Annotated in this window: 18 protein-coding genes and 1 pseudogene; 18 read left to right on the top strand and 1 reads right to left on the bottom strand. The window is 44.3% G+C overall.

Features of this window, described 5'->3' with window-relative positions:
- Positions 1–91 precede the first annotated feature (91 nt).
- The 9 genes from HF638_RS25620 (at position 92) to HF638_RS28945 (ending at position 9,433) form a co-directional block, all read left to right on the top strand.
- The gene (locus HF638_RS25620) at positions 92–1,708 is read left to right on the top strand and encodes an ABC transporter substrate-binding protein (protein ID WP_169482811.1); all 1,617 of its coding nucleotides are present in this window, start codon (positions 92–94) and stop codon (positions 1,706–1,708) included.
- Complete coding sequence (locus HF638_RS25615; RefSeq protein WP_248278273.1) at positions 1,705–2,649, top strand: ABC transporter permease; 945 nt, start codon at positions 1,705–1,707, stop codon at positions 2,647–2,649. The genes HF638_RS25620 and HF638_RS25615 overlap by 4 nt, the downstream gene beginning before the upstream one ends.
- Positions 2,646–3,512: an ABC transporter permease gene (locus tag HF638_RS25610; RefSeq protein WP_348982145.1), complete on the top strand. Its 867-nt coding sequence runs from the start codon at positions 2,646–2,648 to the stop codon at positions 3,510–3,512. Before HF638_RS25615 ends, HF638_RS25610 begins: the two co-directional genes overlap by 4 nt.
- Positions 3,512–4,264, top strand: coding sequence for an ABC transporter ATP-binding protein (locus HF638_RS25605; RefSeq protein ID WP_169482808.1), 753 nt, complete (start codon positions 3,512–3,514; stop codon positions 4,262–4,264). The genes HF638_RS25610 and HF638_RS25605 overlap by 1 nt, the downstream gene beginning before the upstream one ends.
- A gap of 2 nt (positions 4,265–4,266) precedes the next feature.
- Positions 4,267–5,052, top strand: coding sequence for an ABC transporter ATP-binding protein (locus HF638_RS25600; protein ID WP_169482807.1), 786 nt, complete (start codon positions 4,267–4,269; stop codon positions 5,050–5,052).
- Positions 5,036–6,094 carry a pyridoxal-phosphate-dependent aminotransferase family protein gene (locus HF638_RS25595; protein ID WP_169482806.1) on the top strand — a complete coding sequence of 353 codons (1,059 nt, stop codon included), beginning with the start codon at positions 5,036–5,038 and terminating at the stop codon, positions 6,092–6,094. The genes HF638_RS25600 and HF638_RS25595 overlap by 17 nt, the downstream gene beginning before the upstream one ends.
- Positions 6,095–6,096: 2 nt before the next feature.
- Complete coding sequence (locus HF638_RS25590; RefSeq protein ID WP_169482805.1) at positions 6,097–7,239, top strand: amidohydrolase family protein; 1,143 nt, start codon at positions 6,097–6,099, stop codon at positions 7,237–7,239.
- A 141-nt stretch (positions 7,240–7,380) separates the two neighbouring features.
- Entirely contained in the window at positions 7,381–8,319 is a 939-nt protein-coding gene (locus HF638_RS25585) for a tyrosine-type recombinase/integrase (protein WP_169482804.1), read from the top strand.
- 43 nt (positions 8,320–8,362) lie between these two features.
- Positions 8,363–9,433, top strand: a complete 1,071-nt coding sequence (locus tag HF638_RS28945; protein WP_169482803.1) for an ATP-grasp domain-containing protein — start codon at positions 8,363–8,365, stop codon at positions 9,431–9,433.
- Here HF638_RS28945 and HF638_RS25575 read toward each other — a convergent pair.
- Complete coding sequence (locus HF638_RS25575; RefSeq protein WP_169482802.1) at positions 9,401–11,791, bottom strand: hypothetical protein; 2,391 nt, start codon at positions 11,789–11,791, stop codon at positions 9,401–9,403. The two genes, HF638_RS28945 and HF638_RS25575, sit on opposite strands and share 33 nt — an antisense overlap.
- Before the next feature lie 628 nt (positions 11,792–12,419).
- On the opposite strand from HF638_RS25575, the gene HF638_RS25570 reads away from it, so the two are divergent.
- The 9 genes and pseudogenes from HF638_RS25570 (at position 12,420) to treP (ending at position 25,110) form a co-directional block, all read left to right on the top strand.
- Entirely contained in the window at positions 12,420–13,589 is a 1,170-nt protein-coding gene (locus HF638_RS25570; RefSeq protein ID WP_169482872.1) for a glucose-1-phosphate adenylyltransferase, read from the top strand.
- 26 nt (positions 13,590–13,615) lie between these two features.
- Complete coding sequence (glgD, locus tag HF638_RS25565; protein ID WP_169482801.1) at positions 13,616–14,719, top strand: glucose-1-phosphate adenylyltransferase subunit GlgD; 1,104 nt, start codon at positions 13,616–13,618, stop codon at positions 14,717–14,719.
- A gap of 563 nt (positions 14,720–15,282) precedes the next feature.
- Positions 15,283–17,715 (top strand): glycogen/starch/alpha-glucan phosphorylase, encoded by a 2,433-nt coding sequence (locus HF638_RS25560; RefSeq protein ID WP_169482800.1) that lies wholly within the window; start codon positions 15,283–15,285, stop codon positions 17,713–17,715.
- 122 nt (positions 17,716–17,837) lie between these two features.
- Positions 17,838–17,930: pseudogene (locus HF638_RS28710) on the top strand (AraC family transcriptional regulator); the annotation flags it as partial.
- Between the two features lie 43 nt (positions 17,931–17,973).
- On the top strand, positions 17,974–18,411 hold the full coding sequence (locus HF638_RS25555) for a VanZ family protein (RefSeq protein WP_169482799.1): 438 nt from the start codon (positions 17,974–17,976) through the stop codon (positions 18,409–18,411).
- Between the two features lie 140 nt (positions 18,412–18,551).
- A complete protein-coding gene (locus HF638_RS25550) occupies positions 18,552–20,264 on the top strand; it encodes a glycoside hydrolase family 13 protein (protein WP_211175790.1) in 1,713 nt (570 codons plus the stop codon).
- Positions 20,265–20,362: 98 nt separating this feature from the next.
- Complete coding sequence (locus HF638_RS25545) at positions 20,363–21,055, top strand: metal-dependent hydrolase (RefSeq protein ID WP_169482798.1); 693 nt, start codon at positions 20,363–20,365, stop codon at positions 21,053–21,055.
- Positions 21,056–21,341: 286 nt separating this feature from the next.
- Positions 21,342–23,063: an alpha,alpha-phosphotrehalase gene (treC, locus tag HF638_RS25540; RefSeq protein ID WP_169482797.1), complete on the top strand. Its 1,722-nt coding sequence runs from the start codon at positions 21,342–21,344 to the stop codon at positions 23,061–23,063.
- A 28-nt stretch (positions 23,064–23,091) separates the two neighbouring features.
- Positions 23,092–25,110 carry a PTS system trehalose-specific EIIBC component gene (gene treP, locus HF638_RS25535; protein WP_169482796.1) on the top strand — a complete coding sequence of 673 codons (2,019 nt, stop codon included), beginning with the start codon at positions 23,092–23,094 and terminating at the stop codon, positions 25,108–25,110.
- The last annotated feature ends 638 nt before the right edge of the window (positions 25,111–25,748 follow it).

Raw genomic sequence — 25,748 nt, 5'->3', positions numbered from 1 at the left:
AGCAATATTTTTTGTTTGACAGAGGGATTTCTTTGATCCATAATCAATCCATACTAATCAGATATGAATTATTGGAAGGGGATATTCAGACATGTCACAGTTTAAATTATCAGCCAGAAAGTCATTATGGGTAGGAGCTTTAGCGGTCCTATTATTAGTGATCGTTAGCGGATGCTCCGGGTCCAAGAATGATCCCGCTCCCAATACAGCAGCTCAGCCAGGTTCTAGTCAAGGTACGGATGATAAATCAACAGACGAGACTGCGGCAGGAGGCACCTTTGTCTACGGCAGGCCAGCTTCTGTAACCTCGTTTGATTTGCATAATCAAATCACGTCGAACAATGCTTTTGCGATTGATAAAGTATTTGAATCTTTAGTTGCTTTTGACAGCAAGGGAGAAATTGTGGATTGGCTTGCCAAGTCGCATAACATCAGTGATGACGGCTTGACGTATACGTTTGTGTTGCGTGATGGATTGAAATTCTCTAACGGCAGTGATGTTACTGCTGAAGATGCTGTATTCTCTCTTGAGCGGCATTTGAAGGTTGGCGGCCCGCTGGCTATATCCGCCAAAGTGGATACGGTTAAAGCAACGGATAGCCTGACGCTGGTTATTACGCTTAAAGAGCCGTATACACCGTTTATCTCCGAATTGTCCAACTTCTCGAATGGGATTATCCCGAACAATTTTGGTGGAGTTACGGAGGAAGAATTTTTCAAGAAACCGGTAGGTACGGGACCGTTCGTGGTTGAGCAGTGGGACCCGGCAGGTGATGTAACCTTTACTAAGAACACTCATTATTGGCAAGAAGGAAAACCTTCAGTGGATAAACTGGTGTACAAGCTGATTGAAGACGATAGTCAAGCCATCAACCAGCTGAAGGCAGGAGAAGTAAACGCGATTGAATCGTTGGCCCTGCAAAATGCCGATGAAATAAAGAATGGTGCAGATACAACCGTGGTAACGAACGGCAGTTGGGTGACAGAGCAAGTATTCTTCAATACGCTGGACAAGCATTTTTCCGATGTGCATGTTCGTCGTGCCCTGGCTCTGGCACTTGATCGTGACGGTCTGACTAAGGCGCTTACCTTCGGGTATGCACAGACCGCTAATTCATTGTTGCCTACGACGATTCCATATAATGCGAATGACACAATTAAGGCGCTGAACTTTGATGTAACTGCGGCGAAGGCAGAACTGGCAAAATCGGCTTTCCCGGATGGATTCACTACAAAATTGCTTGTAGCCTCAGGCAACAGCACTAGAGCGCAAGAAGCGCAAATCATTCAGGCAGCGGGAAAACAAATCGGCATCAACATCGAGATTGAATCGATTGAGCTGGCAACCTTCCGTGAACGATTCTTTGCTTATGATTTTGCAGTAATGCTGAATAGTGGACAGGCGGATTCTCCTGAAGCAAACTCCATTATTGCTTTCCAGACCGATCCTGACGGATTCAGTAAATCGTACTGGACACATTACACCAATGATGAAGTAACCAAGCTTCTGTATCAAGGTCAAAAAACGGCAGACGGCGATGGTCGTGCGGAAATCTACTCCAAGCTGCTTCAGACGCTTGCCGATGAAGTGCCATATCTCCCGCTTTATTATCCCGACATTCTGATCGGCGCTCGTTCTTCCGTAGATGGACTCGTGGTGTTGCCTAACGGCAGCGTACGGTTCGAAGACGTTCATATTCAGAAATGAAGAAGTTCTGGTTGTTCAGCGTTGTAGGAAGAGCATTGGTTGTAATCTTTTGCGTGATAACAGCAGTCTTTTTTCTCATCCGTATGGTACCAGGAGATCCCGCTAAAATGATTCTGGGGGAATATAGCACGCCAGAGGCGCTTGAGAGCATGCATCATGCTCTCGGGCTGGATCTTCCGGTGGGAGAACAGTACGTTCGGTTTGTCCAAACGCTGTTCACGCAGGGAGATACCGGCAACTCAATTATCAATGGAACCTCTACCCGAGAGTTGATTGCTGACCGGGCGCCCATCACGTTGTTGCTCATCGGCATGGCTTGTGCTTTGGCCATTGTAATTGCCCTTGTACTCGCCACGTTGGCAGCTACGCATAAGGATAAACTGCTGGATCATGTCATACGTATTTTTCCTACCGTAACGCTAGGTATGCCAATCTTCTGGGTTGGCATCCTTTTGATTCTGCTGCTGAGTGTGCGTCTTCATTGGTTTCCCGTTGGTGGAGTCGGCGAAGGGTGGTGGGGCACCTTGTACAGCTTGACGCTTCCTGCCATTACCGTAGCTTTGTCACAGATTCCGACATTGGTTCGATCATTGAGAGCCCAGATGCTTGAAGTACTGGAATCTGATTTTGTAATTACTTTGAAGGCGGCGAGATTGCCAAGTCGGGTTATTTTGTTCAAACATGTCCTGCGTAATGCGGCTCTACCAACGCTGATTCTTCTTGGTGTTAATATTTCTTATCTGATTGGTGGGACCTTGGTCGTTGAACAAGTATTTGGCATTAAGGGAATCGGCAGTTTGCTGTTTAGTTCTATTTCTAAACGGGATTTCCCGGTCATTCAAGGCATAGCCCTTTACTGTGCTGTATCTGTGGTGATTATTAGTCTCCTGATAGAGATTCTTACCAGGTGGCTTGATCCCAGAACGAAAGGAAACCCATGAAAATGATAGGAACAGAATCTCGATTATATGAAGAGCACTTGAACCCGACCCTTATGAACCGTATCTTAAAAATCCCTTCCCTGCTTGTGGGAGGTGTTATGTTTGCTGTGCTGATTATCTTGGCTGTGAGCATTCCGTTTATTAGTCCGTATGACCCTTCTGAGCAAAATTTGAGTGCCTTTTTGCAGCCGCCGTCTGCCGAACATTGGCTGGGTACAGACCAACTGGGGCGTGATTTGTTTACCAGACTGATCTATGCTGCGCGAACCGACCTGAGTATTATGGTGTTGGCGGAAATTGTACCTTTTTGCATGGGGATATTTCTGGGGATGCTTGCAGGGTATTACGGAAAATGGGTAGATAAAATTATATCGTTGATCACGGACACATTTATTGCGTTCCCTTTTTATCTAATCGTCATTATCGTGGCGTTTGCCAGCGGAGCAGGCGAGCGGGGAATTTATATTACGTTTATGCTCGTTGGCTGGATCGTATTTGCCCGTGTAGTCAGAGGCTTAAGTGCATCTTATCGTAAACAGGAATGGGTGGCTTCCGCACAGACGTTGGGACTACCGGGAATACGAATTATCCTTCGTCATCTCCTGCCTAACGTACTGCCCCAGGCAGTTGTTGTGCTAATGACGGATATGGTCGGCCTGCTCGTGGCAATTGTTACGCTCGGTTATCTGGGCATTGGCATCGCACCGCCTACCCCAGACTGGGGCACAATGATCTCGGATGGTCAATCCTTTATCACGACAGCTTGGTGGCTTTCGGCAGTTCCGGGATTCGCAGTGGTATACACTGGAATTGCTTTGTCCCTTGTGGGTGATGGGTTGGCCGATCTATGGAGGAAAAAATAATGTCCACAAGTCCGATTTTGGAAGTCGAGGCATTGTCACTGTCGACCAAGTCGAATCAAAAATTAGTTCAAGATGTGCATTTCTCGCTCGGCAGAGGGGAGAGTCTAGGATTAGTAGGTGAATCCGGTTCCGGAAAATCACTTACATTGCGTTCCATTCTGGGACTCCTGCCAAGTGGAGTGGAGCAGACTGGAGGCAGCATTCGGAGTGACGTGAGCAGCGCAATGGTGTTTCAAGACCCGAGAGGTGCGCTCGATCCGCTCTGTACCGTTGTTAAACAACTGGCCGAAGTTGTCTATTACAGGCAAAAGTTAAGCAGGAAGGCTTCAAGGATAGCCGCACTGGAGTTGCTTGAACTGTTGGGTCTTCCCGACTCGCTGAAGCGTGAGGACCGATACCCTAGCCAGCTGTCAGGTGGGCAGTGCCAGCGTGTAGTTATTGCACTGGCTTTGGCCTGCAAGCCAGGTATTCTGCTCTGTGATGAGCCAACAACAGCGCTGGACGTTACGGTGCAGCAGCAAATTATAGAGACGATCACCCGATTGCAGCGTGAACTGGGCTTCGCCATGGTATATGTAACACATAATCTTGCCATTGCAGCGACCCTGTGCTCGAAGCTGTGTGTGATGAAACAGGGGCGAATTGTGGAGCATGGAGATTCACTTGCCATTTTGCAAAATCCACAAAATGCGTACACACAGATGCTGATTAACTCGGTGCTTCCTTTGCCGGAGCTTGAGGGGAGCAAATAACGATGGAAACAGCTTTGCAAATACAAAATGTATCGGTTCGTTATGGTGAATTTACTGCACTGGACCACATTGAATTGAATCTCCAGCATCATACGACACTTGGTCTTGTCGGTGAGTCTGGTTCGGGGAAATCTACTCTTGCGAGGGTTATTGCCGGCTTGATCACGCCCGATGAGGGGCAAATTCTGCTGGGAGATCAAACTTTGAAAAAGAAGAGAAGTCGTGAGCAATATAAAAAGATACAGATGATCTTCCAAAATCCGGATGCCTCGCTGAATCCCAAGCATTCCATCCGGCAGATTCTTGCTGAAGCGCTGTTGTTTCATCGGATTGTGGACCGTTCACAGGTGGAGAAAAGATCGAGAGAGCTCCTGGCCCGTGTTCAGTTAGAGAGTAAAGCACTGGACAAGTATCCCCACGAATTCTCCGGCGGACAACGCCAACGGATTGCGATCGCACGAGCAATAAGCGTGGAGCCGAGCCTGCTGATTGCGGATGAACCGACGAGTGCACTGGATGTCTCTGTGCAGCTGAGTGTGCTTGAACTGTTCAATTCGCTAAAGCGTGAGCTTAATCTTACATTGTTGTTCATCTCTCACGATCTGGGAGTCATCCATGCTATTAGTGATACGGTAGCAGTTATGAGGCAGGGTCAGCTTGTGGAGATCAGTCCCAAGGAGCAATTCTTCACTCGTCCTGAAACGGCATATAGTCGAGAGTTGCTGTCCGCCGTTCCAAAAATGCCAAAATCAATTTCATCTGGAGGTTTATATGAGCCAACCTTATAAAGGATTTGTACCGCTTACGCGGAGTGAATACGAGACACTTACGCAGTTGCTCTCCAGGCTCTTGTCTACGGAGCATGCCCCGGTGATCATCCCTGGAGAGGCGATCTTGGGCATAGAGGCCGTGGCAGCCGGAATATCCGCGCCGGGTCGTACCATTGTCAATGTCGTGACAGGGCCATACGGCAGTTTATTTGGTCAATGGCTTGAACGCGGTGGGGCCACGGTTATTGAAGTCAAAGTCCCTTTTGATGAAGTTGTACCTGCGGAGCAGGTTGCTGCCGCGATTGAACGATATAAACCGTCCGCGTTATCCTTTGTTCAAGCTGAGGTGGTTACAGGTGGATCCAATCCAGCGGAGGAAATCATAAAGATTGCCCGTGCCCACAAACTGATTACGGTGAGCGACTCCGTCTCGGCAGTTGGGGGAGAGGCTCTACCTGTTGATGAATGGGGCGTGGATTTTGTAGCTATCGGTGCCCAAAAAGCTCTCGCTGGTCCGAATGGTATCAGCGCTGTAAGCATTTCGCCGCGCGGATGGAAATTTCTTGAGTCCAATGCGTATGCGCCGCGTAACTCCATTCTATCTTTGCTCGATCTGAAGCCATCTGGGAAGGGGGCTATACCGGTACGTGTTCCTCCCAATATTCCCACGCTGGAAGCCAGAGCGCTAATCTCGGCATTGACAGCGATCGAGTCAGAAGGCTTGGAGCAGGTGATCAAGCGTCATGAACGGGCTGCTGCATCAGCCATTGCCGGTATTCAGGCTTTAGGTCTAGAACCTTGGCAAAAAGATAGCAAAACGTATTCCACACTGACTACGACGGTTCGAATTTCTGGGGAAGAGAAGTTGCATATCGATCACCCGATCGGCATTGTTGCTCCGGGGGACGGAGAACTTTTGGGTCAACTGCTGCGAATTAATCATTTTGGGGCCAATGCATCTTTGTCGGGCGTGGAGGAAGCTGTTGCGACTATTGCGGCATTATTGAATCAGGACCATGAGCAGGCAGTCCAGGCTGTTCGCCTCGTTTGGGGGAAATGAATATGACTCAGGTAAAATCGGAAGATCAAAACTTTAAACATATTTTCATAGCAGGTATTGATGGCAAACACTTCGATATCTCGATTCAGAATGGCCGGTTTACATCAGTTGTAGAATCCGTGTCACCGTATGATGATCAGGTTCGTCCAGATGCTGATTTGTGGATTAGTCCGGGCATAATTGATCTGCATACACATCTGGCATGGACAGACTTCGACCACTCGGATCAATTGAAGCGTGACAAGCAAGAGATTGAAGTCATGCAGGCGCAAGCTTTTGCAGCTACGCTTAGGACTGGCGTAACCACAGCTCGTGATGCAGGTGGATTGTTGCCAAGTACGGCTCAGCATCTTGCTGAACATTATGGACATCCTCTGAAGGTTGAAACCAGCAGTGATATGTTGGGTGCGGCAGATGCGCGTGGTGTGAGGCATCTGGAACAACGGTTGAACGAAATATTTGATACAGGCGCAGGCTGGGTTAAAATTATGGCAACAGGTGGACTTGGAGCGCCTACCGAACAAGTACTTGATCCCGTGTTTTCGGAGGAAGAGTTTGCATTTCTCGTTCGCCATGCACATGCTCATCATAAAAAGGTGCTTGTTCATACTTGGGGAGGCGTGACGATCGACTGGTCGATCCAGGCAGGGGTGGAATCAGTGGAACATGGGATGTTCTTAACCGAGGATCAGGCCGGCAGACTTGCCGAGTCCCGAACCGCCTTTGTGCCGACCACATCGATCTATAGGATTGCCGCAGATCCAAAAGGTGTACTGGCGCTGCCTGCTGTCATTAGTGATCGTGCCGCGCGTGCTGCTGAAGCTCATTCCACAGCCATCGGATATGCCAAAAGAGCAGGGGTTCGTTTCGGGTTCGGTACCGATTATGCGACACCTGCGCTCCATGGCTACAACCTGCAGGAGCTGGACACGCTGATAGACTACGGCTTGACCCGGACAGAAGCCTGGCAGTCTGCGACGACTCACGCTGCCGAGATTCTGGGTCGTGACGACGAATTGGGGCAGGTTGCAGAAGGTTATCTTGCGGACGCCATCATTTTCAATGCCGATCCATATCAAACGAAAAATGCAGATCAGCTGCGGGAGAGTATTGTTTCCGTCATTATCGGAGCGCAGAAACCATAAATTTGGTTTCTGCGTTTTTTCTTTCTAAGAAAATCAGTATTGGCCAGTCTATAGCACTTTGGACATCTTCACAAATAAGCTGGCATGCGCAATAATGTAGGTCGAGCGATGCGACATATCATATATACATCAGGAGGCACTATGAAACTCGGCAATCATGATTTAAATACATATATCAAGCAATATGAAATCTATTTAAGCGTAGAACGGAATTTATCCGACAAATCAATAAAAGCCTATCGATCTGACCTCAACCGACTGGTAGAATGGCTCAATGACAATCATTTACATGATGTGAACAGAGATAATTTAAGAAAATACCTGGAACAATTAACAAGTAAACACACATTGAAAGACTCAACGATCAAAAGAAAATATATATGCTTTAAAGCATTTTTTAATTATTTGGTGCAAGAAGGGGACATTGCCGAATCGCCTATTTCTGGTTTTGGAAGAAACTTTAAAACAGCAAGACGTATTCCGAAGACTCTCTCAGTGACCGAGGTTGAAAGGTTGTTAAACGCACCACAAGAACATATGAAACAATTACGTACGATCTTTAGAAAACGGATCAACCAGCGCAATGATGCTATTATCGAGTTGCTTTACGTAATCGGCATTCGTATCGGAGAATTAGTGAATATTGATATGGAGCACATTGATCTCGAAGAAAAGACAGTGTTGATCTTTGGGAAAGGCCGTAAAGAGCGCTTATTGTATATTTCGAGCAACGAGGTAATCCTTAAGATTAAAACTTGGCTGCATGCTCGCGAGCATTTCGACTCCAAGTCTAATGCGCTGTTTCTCAACAAATATGGCGATAGACTTTCGATTTATTCCATTGAAGATATTTACTCTAAATACAGGGACTTGTCTAAGGTTAGCAAAAAATCAACACCACACTATCTAAGGCACAGCTTTGCTACACATCTTCTGAACAATGGGGCAGATTTGCGCTCAGTGCAGGAGATTCTTGGGCATACGAACGTTAGTACAACCCAAATTTATACAGAGGTGTCAGTTGAGCGGAAGAAGGATGTGCTGTCGAGGTTCAATCCAAGAAATAACTTAAAAGTGTAGAGTAAAACCTCCAAATAACTATAAATTATTTGGAGGTTTTGTAGTGGAAGAAGTTAAGAATTTGATTAAATTTTATAACGATATGGATAATATGAAAAAATATCCTGATATCATGTGTGTTGTATTCGTTTTTAACAGCATAGATACTTATCAAAATGATGCACATAAATCTGAGTGTATCACTAGTTATGAGCAATCGGAGATCGTCAATGCCTTTCGTTCTGTGTTGGATTATGTAATTTCATTCAACAGTGAAGAAAAATTTATTGCAGATATTCATAATCTCAAACAAAGGTTCAAGTATGTATTAGTGTATTCAATGGCCCAGAATACTAATGGTATAGGAAGAAGATGCCTTGTTCCATTAATTTGTGAGCATTATGAAGTTTACAATATTGGAGCAGATTTTTATTCTTCTGTGTTGGGTGGTAATAAATCGCTTATGTATGAAAAGATTGAAAATCAACTCGGAGTGTATTTTCCGCTTACATATATTTTCAGAAATGAAGAGGATTTTTGCAATATTCAGGATTTTTATCAAAATAAGAAGGATTTTTTACTGAAACCTAATTCAGAGTCAGCTAGCATTGGGGTTGTTAAAATTGATGTACAAGAAACCACATACAAGGAAGCAATTGAACTAATACATTCTCATTATGAGATGTATGGGACATTGTTAATTCAACAATACATTGAGGGCAAGGAGGTAGAAGTCCCTGTTATTCATCATAATAATGCATATTTGGCTCCAGAAGTTGTAGAAATCGTTTTTCTAAATAATGAAAAATATCTTGATTATCAAACGATTGCAAATGAAAATTATGATTTTGATATTCACAAGGGACCTCATGCCGAGCTTATTGCATCAGTTGCGTGTCGATGTGCAGAAATACTAGGCTTCTCAGCTATAAGTCGAATTGATTTTAGAGTGACTGAAAAAGATATTTATATTATTGATATCACACCAAACCCGACAATTTCTTCTAAAAGTTCGGCTCATCTTTTGTTTCAACATGTTTTTAATGGAGATGAAGAAGCTGCATATAGAATGCTTGTTTTTGAAGCAATTAAGAAACATCGATTACTCGAACCACCGCTCTATGCCTCCAAATAATATTAATTTCTTATAGTGTGTGTAAGTTTTTTCAGGATACTTTGAATTCAATTCGTTATATAACAGCTCTACCATTTCGCTAAATTGCAGGTCCTGTACAAGTAATATTCTCATAGCAGAAAATTTATTATTAAAAAATTTAAAATACGGCTTTAATAATTTCGGGAATTTTCTCTGCCAGTCACTTTTATAAAACGAATCAAATAACTTTAAGTTTCTTTCTTTAAAATATAAATAAAGGATATTATGAAAAGCGTAGAAACTATGATAATGATCGGGGTCATTCACTATAGAGTCTAAAGATTGCAACGCAGTTTCTCGCTGTATATCAAGTTGTGCAGCTGCCATGTTGTTTTTAATTATTGTTGCATCACTTGAATCCTTACTATCTATTTGATTTAATAGATTTTCAAATTTTTTCATAGCCTTTTTATGCGTTATCTTACCTGATAAGATTTGAGCAATAGTATAATTGTTATGATAAGAAAGATACGTATCTTTATTTATGATGTTTAAGTCGAAGGAACTTTTTTCGCTTAGCACCTTATTTGCGTTTTTGTAATATCCCAAGTAAATCAGGGAGAAGCTGTAATTGATCTTGGCAAGTTCATATTCATAAGGATAGTTTTTGGATTCCCAGTAAGCTTTCTCTGTTAACTTGATTCCTTTCTCAGTATCTTCGATATAGATTGTGTTCCCTACTCGCAAAAATTTGAGATAATTGGAGTCCTTATGACTGCTATTTTGTTTAAAAGTTCTTAGTAAATGTTCTATTTGATTCTGCGAATTTCGTATGGCTTTGCCTCTCAATAGGGAAGGAGGGTCATCAAAGGATGCTGCTAAAAGTATTTGATTGATGTAGAACTCATTCTGCCAGTAAAGAACACTATTACAATTTTCATCATTCAACTTTTGAAGTTCTAAAGATATTTCAGAATATAGCTTATAAAGATTATTTAGAATTTTTTCATTTTCAAATAAGTAGCTTGCTAAAACGGAGTAGCAACAAAGTTTGGCAAGAGTACTTAAATTACTTTCTTTTGTTTCGTAAAAAAGTCCGGTTATTTCTGGATCAAGATCTGTTGAGTCTTGAAATTTATTAGTTCTCACAAGTTCCATTTTGTTGACATAATATTCACCAATATTATTCTTTAACATCACAGAAACTATTTGATTGAGTTGTGTCTCCATCCCTTCTTTCTTGGAAAAATAATATGCAACAATGTAAGCAGAAGTAACATCATCTTTATTTCTGCTGAATTGTTGTTGCAGCTCTGCTAAATAAAAATATTCGTGAGGATAAAGTTTGTTTAAATAAGCATAAATCCTTTCAATTACAGGGCTCTGGAGCGTGTTTTTTGCTTCATTATGAAAATAGTTTCGTATAGCAACTTCCAAAAAACTATACTTATTTTCTTCAGTTTTCCCAATAAGTTTTGCACTCATGGCGGGTGCAATAAATTCAAGCATGGAAGGATCTATACCATCTTCTATATCAAATTTTGTGAATTGAATCATAAAAAGACTACACTGATACAAAAAGAGATCCAATTGTTTTCTGTAATCGGGGTTGTCACTCGATGTAGATAGTGTTTCATCTATTATTTTTTTGATAATTTTTTCTACGTTTTCGAGCTCAATTTGATTCGATTGAATAATAATTTCTCTGTACTCTTGAAAGAAGTCTATTCCTAATGATTTTGTGAGACTAACAACATGTTCTCCATAATTTGTGTTTTTCTGAAATACAGATTGTAAATCAACTTCAGTTATATCAAAATGTCTAGAAGTAATATTCGAAAAATTTGATTCATTTGATTTTAAATCAATAAATTGAATCACGACAATCGTATCGTTTATTTTTTTGGACTGTACATAGCTAACAATTAATTTTAGAAGTGATTGTTCCTGCCTTGTTAGAGCCAAATAATCTTCAACTACAATGATCCTTTTCGTTTTTTTATATTTCTTGTAAGATTTTTTTCGGGGTTTTAGATAGTTAATTACCGGATTAAACTCTTTTTCCCAGTTAACTGCTATTTCCGGTGTAACTCCGGTAATCTCTTTTAAATCTAGAGCGAGTGGAGAGACACCACCATTTACAAGAGAAAATGTCGATTGGAATATTTTCAAAAAATCAAGTTTAATACCTCCTGAAATTTTCAGCTTGGCAGTAGCAGGAATCATACCTAACATCTCTTTGAACTCAATTTGATTATAGCCATCCAGTTGACTCGAATAACTTGCTTTGATATCAAAACGACTGTTCGTAATGATACCTATAATGTTGCTCGTTCTATTGCTGGATAGTGCTTCAGTTACAAAACTCTTAATTTCTTTTTGAACTGGTAACTCCACTGGTCTATTCAACCTCCAAATAATTTATAGTTATTAGTATGTAACTCTTCGATAGATTGCTCAATGCAATTCTAAGTGCTACTTTTATACCATATCTATCATTCGACACATTTCTATGTATTCCTCTAAAAATTTACAATAATTATTATAATTCCTGATACTAAAGCCCTTTTTATACAACTTTGTAGGTATATAGATCCGCGAACCACACATTTTTACCATGAATTTTCCAAAAGGAGTTTCATTCCTTTTTATCGAATACAATATAAATAGCAGCGACACGAGAAAGGGTGATTTGAACCTAAACTTGATGTCGATGTTTTCCAGTAAGATTCCCCAGTCCGTTTCGTGTTTAATGTTAAATAGGAGTAGTCTATTACATTGTCCACGAGCTACACCTTAAGCTCTACATCTAACATTCACCTCAGTAAGTCAGTCAAGGCAATTCTACACCGCATTATCTCTATTTCAGGCTTCACAATCCAAGAAGTTCAATTGCAAGTTGATTCATCCGGCTACACATCTGTACAGCAAGCTCCTAATCAAGACAACAGTGTCCACACAACAGAATATCGATTATGGGCTCTGAAATGAATCAGAACGAATGCACGTGGAGGAGGCTGTAATGATGGCGAAAAAAGAAGTTGTAGCGATGCTACTTGCCGGAGGGCAAGGGAAGAGGTTAAAAGGATTAACGAAATCACTGGCGAAGCCAGCTGTATATTTTGGAGGAACATACCGAATCATTGATTTTCCACTGAGTAACTGCTCCAATTCGGGTATTGATACGGTTGGCGTGTTGACCCAGTATGAACCACTCGTCCTGCATTCTTACATAGGCATTGGCAGTGACTGGGATCTGGACCGTAAAAACGGCGGGGTATACGTACTCCCACCTCATGAACGTGAAGACGGTAGCAACTGGTACCGGGGGACAGCGGATGCGATTTTCCGCAACCTAAATTTTATTGAACAATTCGATCCTGAGCATGTGCTCATTCTGTCAGGGGATCATATCTATAAAATGGATTATGAAAAGATGCTCCAGTATCACAAAGAAAAAGATGCGGACTGCACCATATCGGTTATTGATGTCTCATTGGAAGAAGCCAGCCGTTTCGGGGTGCTGAACACCAACGATGACTATAGCATCTATGAATTTGAAGAAAAACCTCCTGAACCCAAGAGCACACTCGCTTCCATGGGTATCTATCTCTTCAAGTGGGATGTACTGAAACGTTTCCTGATCCAGGATGAACAACAGGCATCCACCTCCTATGATTTTGGTAAAGATATCATTCCTTTGTTGCTTGAAAATGAAAAATCCTTATATGCGTATCCGTTCGAAGGTTACTGGAAAGACGTAGGTACCATTCGCAGTCTATGGGAATCCAATATGGACCTGTTGGACGAAGACACACCGTTTAATCTGAATGATCCGGACTGGCGTATCTTTACACGTAATCCAAATCAACCTGCACAATACATCTCCCCATCGGCCAAGGTGCGGAATTGCATTATTAGTGAAGGCAGTGTCGTACACGGTGAGGTCAATCATTCCGTTCTATTCTATGGAATTGAAGTTGGGGAGAACAGCGCCGTTATCGATTCGGTCATCATGCCAAGGGTGAAAATCGGGCAAAATGTGCGCATTTACCGAGCGATTATCTCAGAAGGATTGGTTATTCCGGATGGAACACAGATTTCGCCTGCACCGGGAGATGAGAGTGATATATTGCTCGTGGATCAGGAAGAACTGGAACGTCAGCTTCGCCAAGGAATAACCAGCAAGGCCTAATTGAAGCCAAAAGGACGGTGCATGCGATGAAACCATTGATCGGAGTTATTAACCTTGACCATGAACTTGAGGAATTGAAGGAATTGACGTACTTTCGCTGCGGAGCCGCGGTGCCTTATGCCGGGCGTTACCGTCTGATCGATTTTGTTCTATCGAATATGATGAATGCAGGTATTGAGAGTATAGGGGTATTTGTACGGCGAAAATATCGTTCGCTGATGGACCATCTCGGTGACGGCAAGCCGTGGGATCTGGATCGCAAGCATGGAGGTATGTTTATTTTGCCACCGGACTGGAACGATCCAACAGATACGTCACAGGGGGACTTGCAGCATTTCCATAACAATTTGGACTTTTTCCACAGAGGTGCAGGGCAATATGTTGTGCATGCGGGCAGTCGCCATGTGACCAAAGCAGACCTTCAGGATGTCTATAGGTATCACATTAGCAAAGGAGCGGACGTTACACTGGTTTGCAAAAAAGTGGATCAGCTGCTGCCTGAGCATGATGCCTGTGTCAAAGTTGACCATGACGGGGACGGCAACGTGGTGGACATTCACCAAAGCGCTAACCACCCGAATATATATACAGAAATTTTCATCATGGAAAAGGAATTGTTCCTGCGCCAGGTGCAACGCTGCATCGATCATGGCGAGAGCCATTTCTTCCGGGATGTCATTCAAAAAAATCCCGATGGATTGAATATCGCTGCGTATGCATATGATGGCTATCACGCAGTTATCAATTCGATCGACAGTTATTATCGCAACAGTATGGATCTGTTGAATACAGGGCAATATGAACAACTGTTCAAGGAAGATCCCGTTCAGACCAAAATTAAATATGAAGCCCCTGCCAAATACCTGGATACTGCTGATGTTAAACATTCACTCCTTGCCAATGGCTGCATCGTTGGTGGCGAGGTGGAAGACAGCATTCTGTTCCGTGGTGTACAGGTGGCCAAGGGTGCCAAAATTAAAGGTTCCATCATCATGCAGAAATGCTACATTGGTGAAGGAACGGTCCTTGAGAACGTCATTCTGGATAAAGACGTGAAACTGACCGGAGGACAGACGCTGATCGGCGACCCGTCAAATCCATACATTTTAGCGAAAAGCACTATTATCTAATACCCACACGTAACCGATATCTTCTATAAATATATATAAAATAAAAATCCTGTAGGACGGATTTAAGGTTCATACACTTTCGACGCATGAGTTGAAATTTCGAAAGTTCTCACCAACATGCAAACGTAGTGAAGGGAACGAAATCGATTCTGAAGAAGCGTAGCGTTCGCCTAAAAGCTTTCTGCAAGAAAGCTACTCCGAAAGCATATGCTGTCTTTAAATTTTAACTTGTATTATATAAATTCAACTTAAACACTTACACAAAACGGAGAGGACAGAAATGACCTGAAGAAGCGCAGCGCTCGCCTTTATCCCCGGATTTTCCCTTTTTAAAAAGGAATCAAAAAATCTGGGGATAACAGCGATCGGAAGGTTATTCTGTCATCGAAGTGTCCAGTGTAAATATTCTTTAGTTCAATTTATATAGGTTAATCAAGAAAATTTGGAGACAACAGGGATCATAAGAACCATTCGTAACCGTAACGGCCACTTTGCACAATGTTGAGCAACTGAGTGTATGTACCGCCACCGTCCTGCAGGATTTCCCCGGGAGGAACCTACTTTTGTTTGACAACAAGGAAACGTTCAAGAGTATCTTTACACGGAATCTGGTCAGCAAATTGGGCAAACCGATTGAAGAAGCAACACAGGAAGACGTGTACCACGTACTGGGAAGCATGATTCGTGAATATGCAGGCCAGGATTGGGCAGCGTCGAATCAGGGGTTTAAGCAGCGCCAGGATAAACAGGTCTATTACTTCTCGCTGGAATTCCTGATTGGACGTCTGCTCGGCAACAATCTGTTGAATGTGAATGAATTGGAATTGGTGCGCGACAGTCTGGCTGAGCTGGGCTTCTCCTTGGAAGAGGTGGAAGAGCAGGAGGCGGATGCAGGACTCGGTAACGGAGGTCTCGGACGACTCGCTGCCTGTTTCCTAGATTCACTTGCATCACTTGGGTATGCAGGACATGGCTGCGGCATTCGGTATAAATACGGATTGTTTGAGCAAAAAATCATCAATGGCAATCAGGTCGAATTACCTGACAATTGGCTGGATAAAGGCAACGAATGGGAAGTCCGTCGTCCAGACAAAAAGGTGGAAGTACAGTTTTGGGGCCGGGTAGAAGCTCACGAACAGGATGGAGAATATCAGTTTGTTACAAAAGATGCCGAATCGGTTGTCGCCATTCCCTATGACGTGCCTGTCATCGGTTATGGCCAAACCCATGTGAACACATTGCGTCTATGGAGTGCTGAGCCGAAGCGCGAGACTTCACTCGATACCCCTTCGAATTACTACGGCTATCTGGATTATAGCCGTTCGGTAGAATCGATCTCGGAATTCTTGTATCCGGATGATTCACAGTATGAAGGAAAGCTGTTGCGATTGAAGCAGCAATACTTCATGTGTTCGGCAGGTGTGCAAAGTGCCTTGCGTACGTTCAACAAGCTGGAGCTACCGTATGATCGTTTGCCGGATAAAGTGGCTTTCCACATCAACGACACGCATCCAACCTTGGTTATTCCAGAACTGATGCGCATCCTGATGGATGTGAAGGGTTATGGCTGGGATGAAGCATGGGATATCACGACTAGAACCGTATCGTATACCAATCATACGACGCTGAGCGAAGCGCTTGAGAAATGGCCTGTATCCATGATCAGCAAGCTGCTGCCACGCATCTATATGATCATTGAAGAGATCAACAAACGCTTCTGTGGCATGCTGCTGGACCGGTATCCGGGAGATCAGGATCGCATAGGGCACTTGGCGATCGTTGCGAACGATCAGGTGCGGATGGCGCATCTGGCGATTGTAGGCAGTCATAGCGTGAATGGTGTCGCTGCATTGCATACCGAGATTTTGAAAGAACGTGAGATGGCTCCGTTCTATGCACTGTATCCAGAACGTTTCAATAACAAAACGAATGGCATTACCCATCGCCGCTGGCTGATGCATGCCAATCCGAAACTGTCGGATCTCATCACGGATACAATTGGTAACGAATGGATAACAGAGCCGGGCAAGCTGGACCAGCTGGCAGGCTTTGCGGATAATACATCATTCCAAGAGCAGTTCCGTTCGATTAAGCGGGATAACAAGGAACGACTTGCTGCGTATATTCTGAATCATACTGGAACGACAGTGAATCCGGATTCCATTTTTGATGTGCAGGTGAAGAGGCTGCATGGGTACAAACGGCAACTGTTGAACATTCTGCATGTGATGCATCTGTATAATCGGCTTAAACATGATGCTTCGTTTGATATGGTGCCACGTACTTTCATCTTTGGAGCTAAGGCAGCACCGAGTTATTATTTTGCCAAGAAAATCATCAAGCTGATCAATACGGTATCTGACACGGTGAATCGGGATGCAGCGGTGAATGACCGCTTGAAGGTATTTTTCCTCGAAAACTATTCCGTTTCTCTTGCAGAGAAGATTATTCCGGCCGCGGATGTTAGTGAACAGATCTCAACCGCAGGCAAGGAAGCTTCGGGTACGGGCAACATGAAGTTTATGATGAACGGCGCCTTAACGATTGGCACGATGGATGGAGCCAATGTGGAGATGGCAGAGCAGGTCGGAGAAGAAAATATGTTCATCTATGGTCTGCGTGCGGACGAAGTGCTTGAGTATTATCGTTCTGGCAGCTATCGTCCGAATGAGATTGTGCAGCACGATGATCGGATTCGCGAGGTCGTGGAGCAATTGGTGCATCCAGGTGCATTCTGTTATCGAGATGGGGAGTTCTGGGACATCTATGACTCGTTGCTGGCTCATGGTGACGAATACTTTGTATTGCGTGATTTTGCTGCTTATGCAGACGCACATGCTGCCATTGACCAGGCGTATCGGGATGTTCCAGGCTGGACTCGGAAAGCGATATTAAACACGGCGCATTCCGGCATATTCTCCAGCGATCGTACCATAAGTGAGTACGCGACAGATATCTGGGGTATTCATCCCGTGTCCGAGAACTGGAAAGGTTAAGAACAGATTGTTAGGCTAACAAGTCCCCTTGTTCACAAGAGACATCTCTGCTGGTAAATCAACCAGAGTAGAGAGAGCATCTCCTTGTAGAACAAGGGGATTTTGGCATACAGTGAATTAATGAACGGAGGGAAGGACCAGACTTTGAAGTGACGGATGTCTGGAAATCGACCCCTGAACAACTGGACATGAAGATATATATCCCGTTAAAATAGACCTTACTGCTTCGCGGAAATCAAGGTCGGAGGCATAAAATAAATGAGCGAAAAGTCGTGGCTCCACTCCAAGTGGATACTGACCATTGTTGCTTGCATGGCAGTTCTTTACCTACTGATTATGGGCATTTTACTGTTTGTCAGTGGACGAACACCTGGCATGTATTATCAATATAATCTGGTACCCTTCGAGACGATTCGGCCGCTTCTCTTGGAGAGGGAGAGGTACAATACAGATACCTGGGTCAAAAACCTGTTTGGCAATATCGTATTGTTCATTCCGTTGGGAATCTGGATTCCATGGTTGTTTCGGAGGTGTCGTTCGTTCCTGACCTTTACATCGACAGTTGTCCTGCTTCTGCTAGGTGTTGAAGTCACACAATTGATCACGCGTGTTGGTTCGTTCGATGTGGATGACATTATTCTGAACACGATTGGTGCCTGGATAGGTTACGCTGCATTTAAGTTGTTTTTATGTTAACAAAGAAGGACTCGGAATTGAGCCGCAGATCGCGGTCCATGACCGGGTCTTTTTGCATAAGATACCTTTCAAATGTTTACAAGGGAATCTTTTCGGATAAAACATATTAACGGCTTAATATAGTGAACAGAGATTATATATTGGACAAAGATGAGAGCGAGGTGGGCGATATCGTTTGGTGGAAAGAGAGTGTGGTATACCAGATTTACCCGAGCAGCTTCAAGGATTCGGACGGGGATGGATATGGCGATTTGCAGGGAATCTATGAGAAACTCGATTATTTGGAGAATTTGGGCGTAGATGTGATCTGGCTCTGTCCCATCTACGATTCACCAGGACATGATAACGGATATGATATCCGGGATTACTACGCCATTTTACGCAAATACGGCACGATGGAGGATTTTGATCGGTTACTTGCAGAGGCACACAAGCGTGGGCTCAAGATCATGATGGATCTGGTGTTGAATCATACGTCGGATGAACATGCATGGTTTGCTGAATCGCGTTCATCAAAGATGAATCCAAAGCGGGATTATTATATTTGGCGTTCAGGCAAAAATGGTCAGGTGCCGAATAATTGGGAGTCCTATTTTGGCGGCTCAGTATGGAAGCATGATCCCGAGACGAATGAATATTATTTGCATCTGTATTCGGAACAGCAACCGGATCTCAACTGGAACAATACACAGATGGCAGAAGAAATGTATGAGATGGTGCATTGGTGGCTGGAAAAAGGGGTCGACGGATTTCGTTTCGATGCAGTAGCGCATATCGCCAAGGCAGAGGGGCTGCCTAGTGCCCACAATCCAGATAATCTGCCGGTAGTTCCAGCATATCAGCTCTTTTCTAACCTGGAACAGGTACACTCCATCCTGAAGAAACTGAATAACATGATCCTGAAACCTTATGGACCCATGACGGTTGGCGAGACTTCTGGACTTGGGCCTGAACAAGCGCTGGCTTATGTGGGAACGGATCGTGACGAGCTTAATATGGTATTCCAGTTTGAGCATATGTTCATCGATGCCAAATCCTCCGGAATTGGTAAGTGGAATTATAAGGAATGGAAACTGACCGAACTCAAAGAAATCATGAGTCGGTGGCAAACGGTTTTACATGGCAGAGGCTGGAACGCCAATTACATGGGCAACCATGATCAGCCGCGTCCGGTTTCACGTTTTGGAGATGACGGTAAATATCGGGTGCGTTCTGCTCAGATGCTGGCGACATGGATGCTTACACTCGAAGGAACGCCCTACATCTATCAAGGGGAAGAGATTGGCATGACCAATGTTGCTTTCCCCGATATTGAGCAATACCGGGACATCGAGACGAAAAATTATTACAATCATTACATTGGTCAAGGTAAATCGAAGCATGAAGTCATGCAGGCGATCTGGCTGAAGAGTCGCGATAATGCCCGGACGCCAATGCAATGGGATGATACGGAACACGCAGGGTTTACCCAAGGTCAGCCGTGGATTCAGGTGAATGATAATTATTCTGAGATTAACGTAGCCGATGCCGAAAGTGATCCGCAATCCATTTTGCATTATTACCGTAAACTAATTGCCCTTCGCAAACAACATAAAGTGCTTATCTATGGCGCGTATGAACTGCTGCTGCCGGATGATCCGGATATCTATGCCTATACACGAACGCTGGATGATGAGCAGATGCTGATCATTCTGAATTTCCGTGGGCATGAGCCTGAGATGCACTGGCCAGAAGGCTGGAATTCCGAGCATGCCAAGCTGATCATCAGCAATGTAAGCAGACGTTATTCTACCGATGAAGGTGCGATTCAGCTTCAGCCGTATGAAGCAAGGGTGTATCGTAAGCAGCGATAACACGGAGGCTAGCGTAATTTTGCGTTGGTGAAGAGCTATGATTTATAATAAATAGTGGTTTTCAAAATAATCAAAACATATGTCGGGAGGAATCCAAGTTGTTGAATATTACGTTCCACGGTCACTCAAGTGTACAGCTGGGCACAGAAGAAAAGTCTCTGATCATTGATCCCTTCCTGCGTGGCAACGAGCTTGCCGTCACGAAGCCTGAAGATATTAAGACCGATGTTGTGTTGCTGACACATGCACATATGGATCACATCCTCGATGCTGAGCCTATTGCCAAAGCGAATAACGCCAAAGTTGTGGCTATTGTGGAATTGGCTACATATATGTCTTGGAAAGGTCTGGATACACTCGGCATGAACATGGGCGGAACGGTAGATCTTGATTTTGCTCAAGCCAAAATGATTCAGGCGTTCCATACTTCCGGGATTGTGCTCGAAGAAGAACAACGGATCATGTATGCAGGTTTGCCTGCTGGATATATCATTAATATTGGTGGCAAAACCATTTTGCATGCCGGAGATACAAGTCTCTTCGGGGATATGAAAATGATTGGTGATCGCCATGATATCGATGTAGCGTTCTTGCCGATTGGTGGACATTTCACCATGGGACCTGAGGATGCGCTGCAAGCGGCCGAATGGTTTAATGCCAAACTGACCATTCCGGTTCATTATGATACATTCCCGGTAATTCGTCAGGATGCGGAACACTTCGTGCAGCAGCTGGCTGCAAAAGGTTTGGAAGGCCGTGTGCTGGCCCCAGGGGAATCCATTAGCTTGTAACTGTTACAACAACCAAGTTCAACCAAAAGAAACCGTCTGTTACCCACGCCAATCGTGGGAAGAACAGACGGTTTCTTGTTTTATCAATACAGATATCAGGGAGTTTACGAACGCAGGTTCCAAAATAAATGTTACAGAGGAAAGATTTATGGGGAATGTGTAGAAGAGACGAAGAATATACATATTATAGTTTCAACTTGTATATACATGTTTACTTATGTAATATAGATATGAAGTTAGCCGAGAACATTACATGAGAGCATTACAATTTATTGGAGGCGTTAACATGAGTTCTAATAACACAACTCCGTCATCTTGGTGGAAGACATCAACGGTATATCAGGTATATCCGAAGAGCTTTAATGATACAACCGGATCGGGTACGGGAGATATTCGTGGTTTAACTGAGAAGCTTGATTATTTGCAGCATCTGGGTATCGATATTGTGTGGTTGCAGCCGGTATATGTATCCCCGCAGCATGATAATGGGTATGACGTAGCGGACTATTATCGGATTAATCCGGATTATGGGACGATGGAGGATTTTGACGAACTGCTGAAAGGTCTGAAGGCTCGTGACATGAAACTTATGATTGATATCGTGGTGAATCACTCCTCGACAGATCATGAGTGGTTCCAGCAATCCCGTTCATCCAAGGATAATCCGTATCGGGATTATTATATTTGGAAAGATCCTGCTCCGGACGGCGGTGTGCCTAACAACTGGCAATCCAAGTTCGGTGGACCCGCATGGCAGTATGATGAACAGACGAGACAATATTTCCTGACTTTATTTGATAAAACGCAGGCAGATCTGAATTGGGAGAATGAAGAAGTACGCAAAGCTGTACGGGATATGATCAAGTTCTGGGCCGAAAAAGGTGTGGATGGTTTCCGTATGGACGTGATTAACCTGATCTCCAAAGACCAGCGGTTCCCTAATGATGATGGCAGCGTGTCACCAGGTGATGGGCGTAAATATTACACGGATGGACCGCGTGTTCATGAGTATATCACCGAGATGTACGATGAAGTATTCGGGCCTCACAACATGGTGACGGTAGGCGAAATGTCCTCGACAACACTGGAACACTGCATCCAATATTCGAACCCGGCTTCCCGGGAGTTTTCAATGACGTTCAACTTCCACCACCTGAAAGTGGATTATCCGAATGGTCAGAAATGGGAACTGATGCCGTATGATTTCGAAGCGATGAAGCAGCTCTTTAGTGAGTGGCAGACAGGCATGCAAGCCGGTGGAGGCTGGAACGCGCTGTTCCTTAATAACCATGATCAGCCCCGGGCGCTGTCCCGATTCGCCGATGATGGTGACTATCGCGCGGAGAGTGCCAAGATGCTTGCAACGACCATTCATGGCATGCAAGGTACGCCTTATGTCTACCAGGGTGAAGAGATCGGAATGCCGAATCCGGTCTGGAATGACGTCAGCGAGTTCCGCGATATCGAATCGACGAACATGTACCGTTTGCTTCAGGAAGAACGAGGCAAATCCGCTGAAGAAGCTTTCAACATTGTAAAAGAGCGTTCCCGGGACAACTCCCGAACACCGATGCAGTGGAATGGAAGTAAGAACGCCGGATTTACTACCGGAACACCTTGGCTGAAGGTAGATGAAAGGTATCCGTCCATTCACGTGGAACAGCAGCTGGCTGACCCGGCTTCAATCTACTACCACTACCGCAAATTGATTGCCCTGCGTAAACAGGTTAACGTGCTGACCGACGGTCTGTATGAACGCCTGGACGATGCACATCCAGATGTGTTTGCTTACGCAAGAACCAATGGAAGTGAAACCCTGATTGTTGTATCGAACTTCAGTAAACGAGACGTCACGTTCTCGCTTCCGGAAGCGGTCTGGAATGATCATATTGCAGGCAAATCCGCTGAATTACTCATTGGGAATACAGAGGCAGCACCTGTACTGACACAGGAAATCTCCCTCAGTCCGTATGCATCCTATATGTGGCTTGTGCCACAACAGGACTAATCACATTTTATAAATAGGAAGTGACACTATGGCAATCGATAAAAAACAGGTTGAGGAGATCGTCCGGGCAGTTGGCGGCAAAGAGAATATTGAAGCTGCTACGCACTGTGTTACACGACTCCGGTTTGCCTTGTACGATGAGAGTAAAGTGGATACCGAAAGTCTGGATCAGAATGATCTGGTCAAGGGACAGTTCTCTTCCCAAGGACAATTCCAGGTCGTTATCGGGCCTGGTCTGGTGGATAAGGTCTATGATGAGATGATTCAGATCACCGGGGGAGATCGTTCTTCCAAGGATGATGTGAAGGCCGTTGCTGGTAAAAAGCAAAATCCAATCCAGCGAGCGATTAAAACACTCTCGGATATTTTCATTCCGATCTTGCCTGCAATCATTACGGCAGGTCTTTTGCTCGGGATTAACAATATTCTTACAGGTCCAGGTATTTTCTTTGATGGAAAATCACTGGTGGATGTCTATCCAGCCTGGAAGGATCTTGCGTCCATTATTAATACGATCGCGAGTACAGCCTTTACGTTCCTGCCGGCTCTGATTGGTTGGGCAGCTGTAAAAAGGTTCGGCGGCAGTCCGCTGCTCGGGATAGTGCTTGGTCTCATTCTGGTACATCCCGATCTGCTGAGTGCATATGGTTATGCTGATGCCGTGAATAATGGCACGGTGCCAACATGGAATCTGTTCGGTTGGGAGATTGAGAAGATCGGTTATCAAGGGCAGGTTCTGCCGGTACTGGTATCGGCCTATCTGCTTGCTAAGATGGAGATTTTCCTGAATAAAAGGGTCCATGATTCGATTAAACTGCTGGTCGTTGCACCAGTCACGTTGCTGATTACCGGATTCCTGGCATTTACGATCATTGGACCAGTTACATTCGCCATTGCGAATGCGATCACATCCGGCTTGATCTATGTATACGATTCCTACGCGGCGCTGGGTGGTCTGATCTACGGTGGTCTGTACGCTTTGCTGGTTATTACCGGTATGCATCATACGTTCCTCGCGGTAGATGTTCAGCTCATTGGTAGTCAGGGAGGTACGTTCCTGTGGCCGATGCTGGCATTGTCCAATATCGCACAGGGTTCTGCGGCACTTGCGATGATGCTTGTCCTGCGTGAAAAGAAAATGAGAGGACTTGCGGCAACGTCTTCGGTGTCGGCCTTCCTGGGGGTAACCGAGCCGGCGATCTTCGGAGTGAATATCCGTTACCGTTATCCATTTATCTTCGGTATGATCGGTTCCGCGATTGGTGGTGTGCTGCTGACGATGAATAATGTTCAGGCAACCTCCATCGGTGTAGGTGGCGTACCTGGATTCCTGTCGATTTTCCCTAACAAGTGGGGCGTCTTCTTCATCGGCATGGCGATTGTCCTGGTTGTACCGTTTGTACTGACCGTTATTTTTGGCAGAGCCAAAATGAGAAAAGAAGATCGTAATGAAAGCAATGAAAACGTTCCTGAGCCTAAAGCAGTTACATCACAGTCTGCTTCGGGCGTTACCTCTTCGACTGCAAATTCAGATCCGAACCAGCGCACTCGTAGTGCGGCTCAAGTCGGGGATGAAGCCGTGAATACACTGGAAATCATGGCGCCATTAACAGGCCAGGCCGTTTCACTGGAGCAAGTGCCTGATCCGGCTTTTGCCGAGAAACAAATGGGTGAGGGTGTAGCGATTGAGCCTTCCGGCAACGTGGTAGTTGCCCCGTTTGATGCTCAGGTAGCTCATGTAATCAAAAGTAAACATGCGGTGATTCTGGAACACGCGAGTGGTTTACAGGTACTGATCCATGTCGGGATTAATACGGTATCCCTCAAGGGTGAAGGTTTCAATATGCATGTCGAAGCTGGCGAGCATGTCAAAGCTGGGCAAAAGCTGTTGGAATTCGATCGTAAGGTGATTGAAGATGCGGGATACCCGCTGATTACACCGATTATCATTCCAGATGGTCAGGATATGGTTGAACGGGTGGAGGTCACGACAGGTGATGTTACATCTAATCAAAATGGTGTGCTGAAGGTTCATCTGAAAGGTTAATTGAATACAACAACAAGAAGGGGCTGCGTGATGTGCAGCTCCTTTTTTGTTATTGTGCCCAGAGGCACGCATTATCTAGTTGGTGAAAGTTCAATCAAAGGAGGGGCAAAGCTATCTTTGTAGGCAGGACGCTTGTACATAGAGAGATCTGCGTGTAAAAGCGCATCGACAAGAGTGTCGGTCAGAGACCGGGTGAGCAGCAACCGAGGCCGCAATAAGTTTTTTTGTTTAAAATGCGAATTTTTGTGCTATTAATGAGAAAAAAACTGCAAATAGATAGGGAGAAAGAGATGCTTGTTTGTGTTACTACCTAATAAATATATTTGAGATAGCAAGTTGAAAATCACCAATTCTCATATGAAATTTATGTAAATCATTTAATATGTACTTATATATTAAATGATTTACATATCACAATTAAAACTATATAGAACAATATTTATATATTTATAGAGCACTAATGGATTATTTTCGACAAAATAAGACAAAAAAATACAAAATAAGCCTATTTATTATTTGAGATGAATAAACGATAATGATAAAGCTAATTAGCAACTATTATATATGACGAATTGTAATATGAAGTGCGACACCTACTGGAAATAAATAAAAAATGGCCCATGGCCGGATTCGTGTAG

The organism is Paenibacillus sp. SZ31 (assembly GCF_012912005.1).
Lineage (GTDB): Bacteria > Bacillota > Bacilli > Paenibacillales > Paenibacillaceae > Paenibacillus.
Note: the sequence above shows the minus strand (reverse complement) of the source record. Positions and strands in the feature narration are given on the sequence as shown.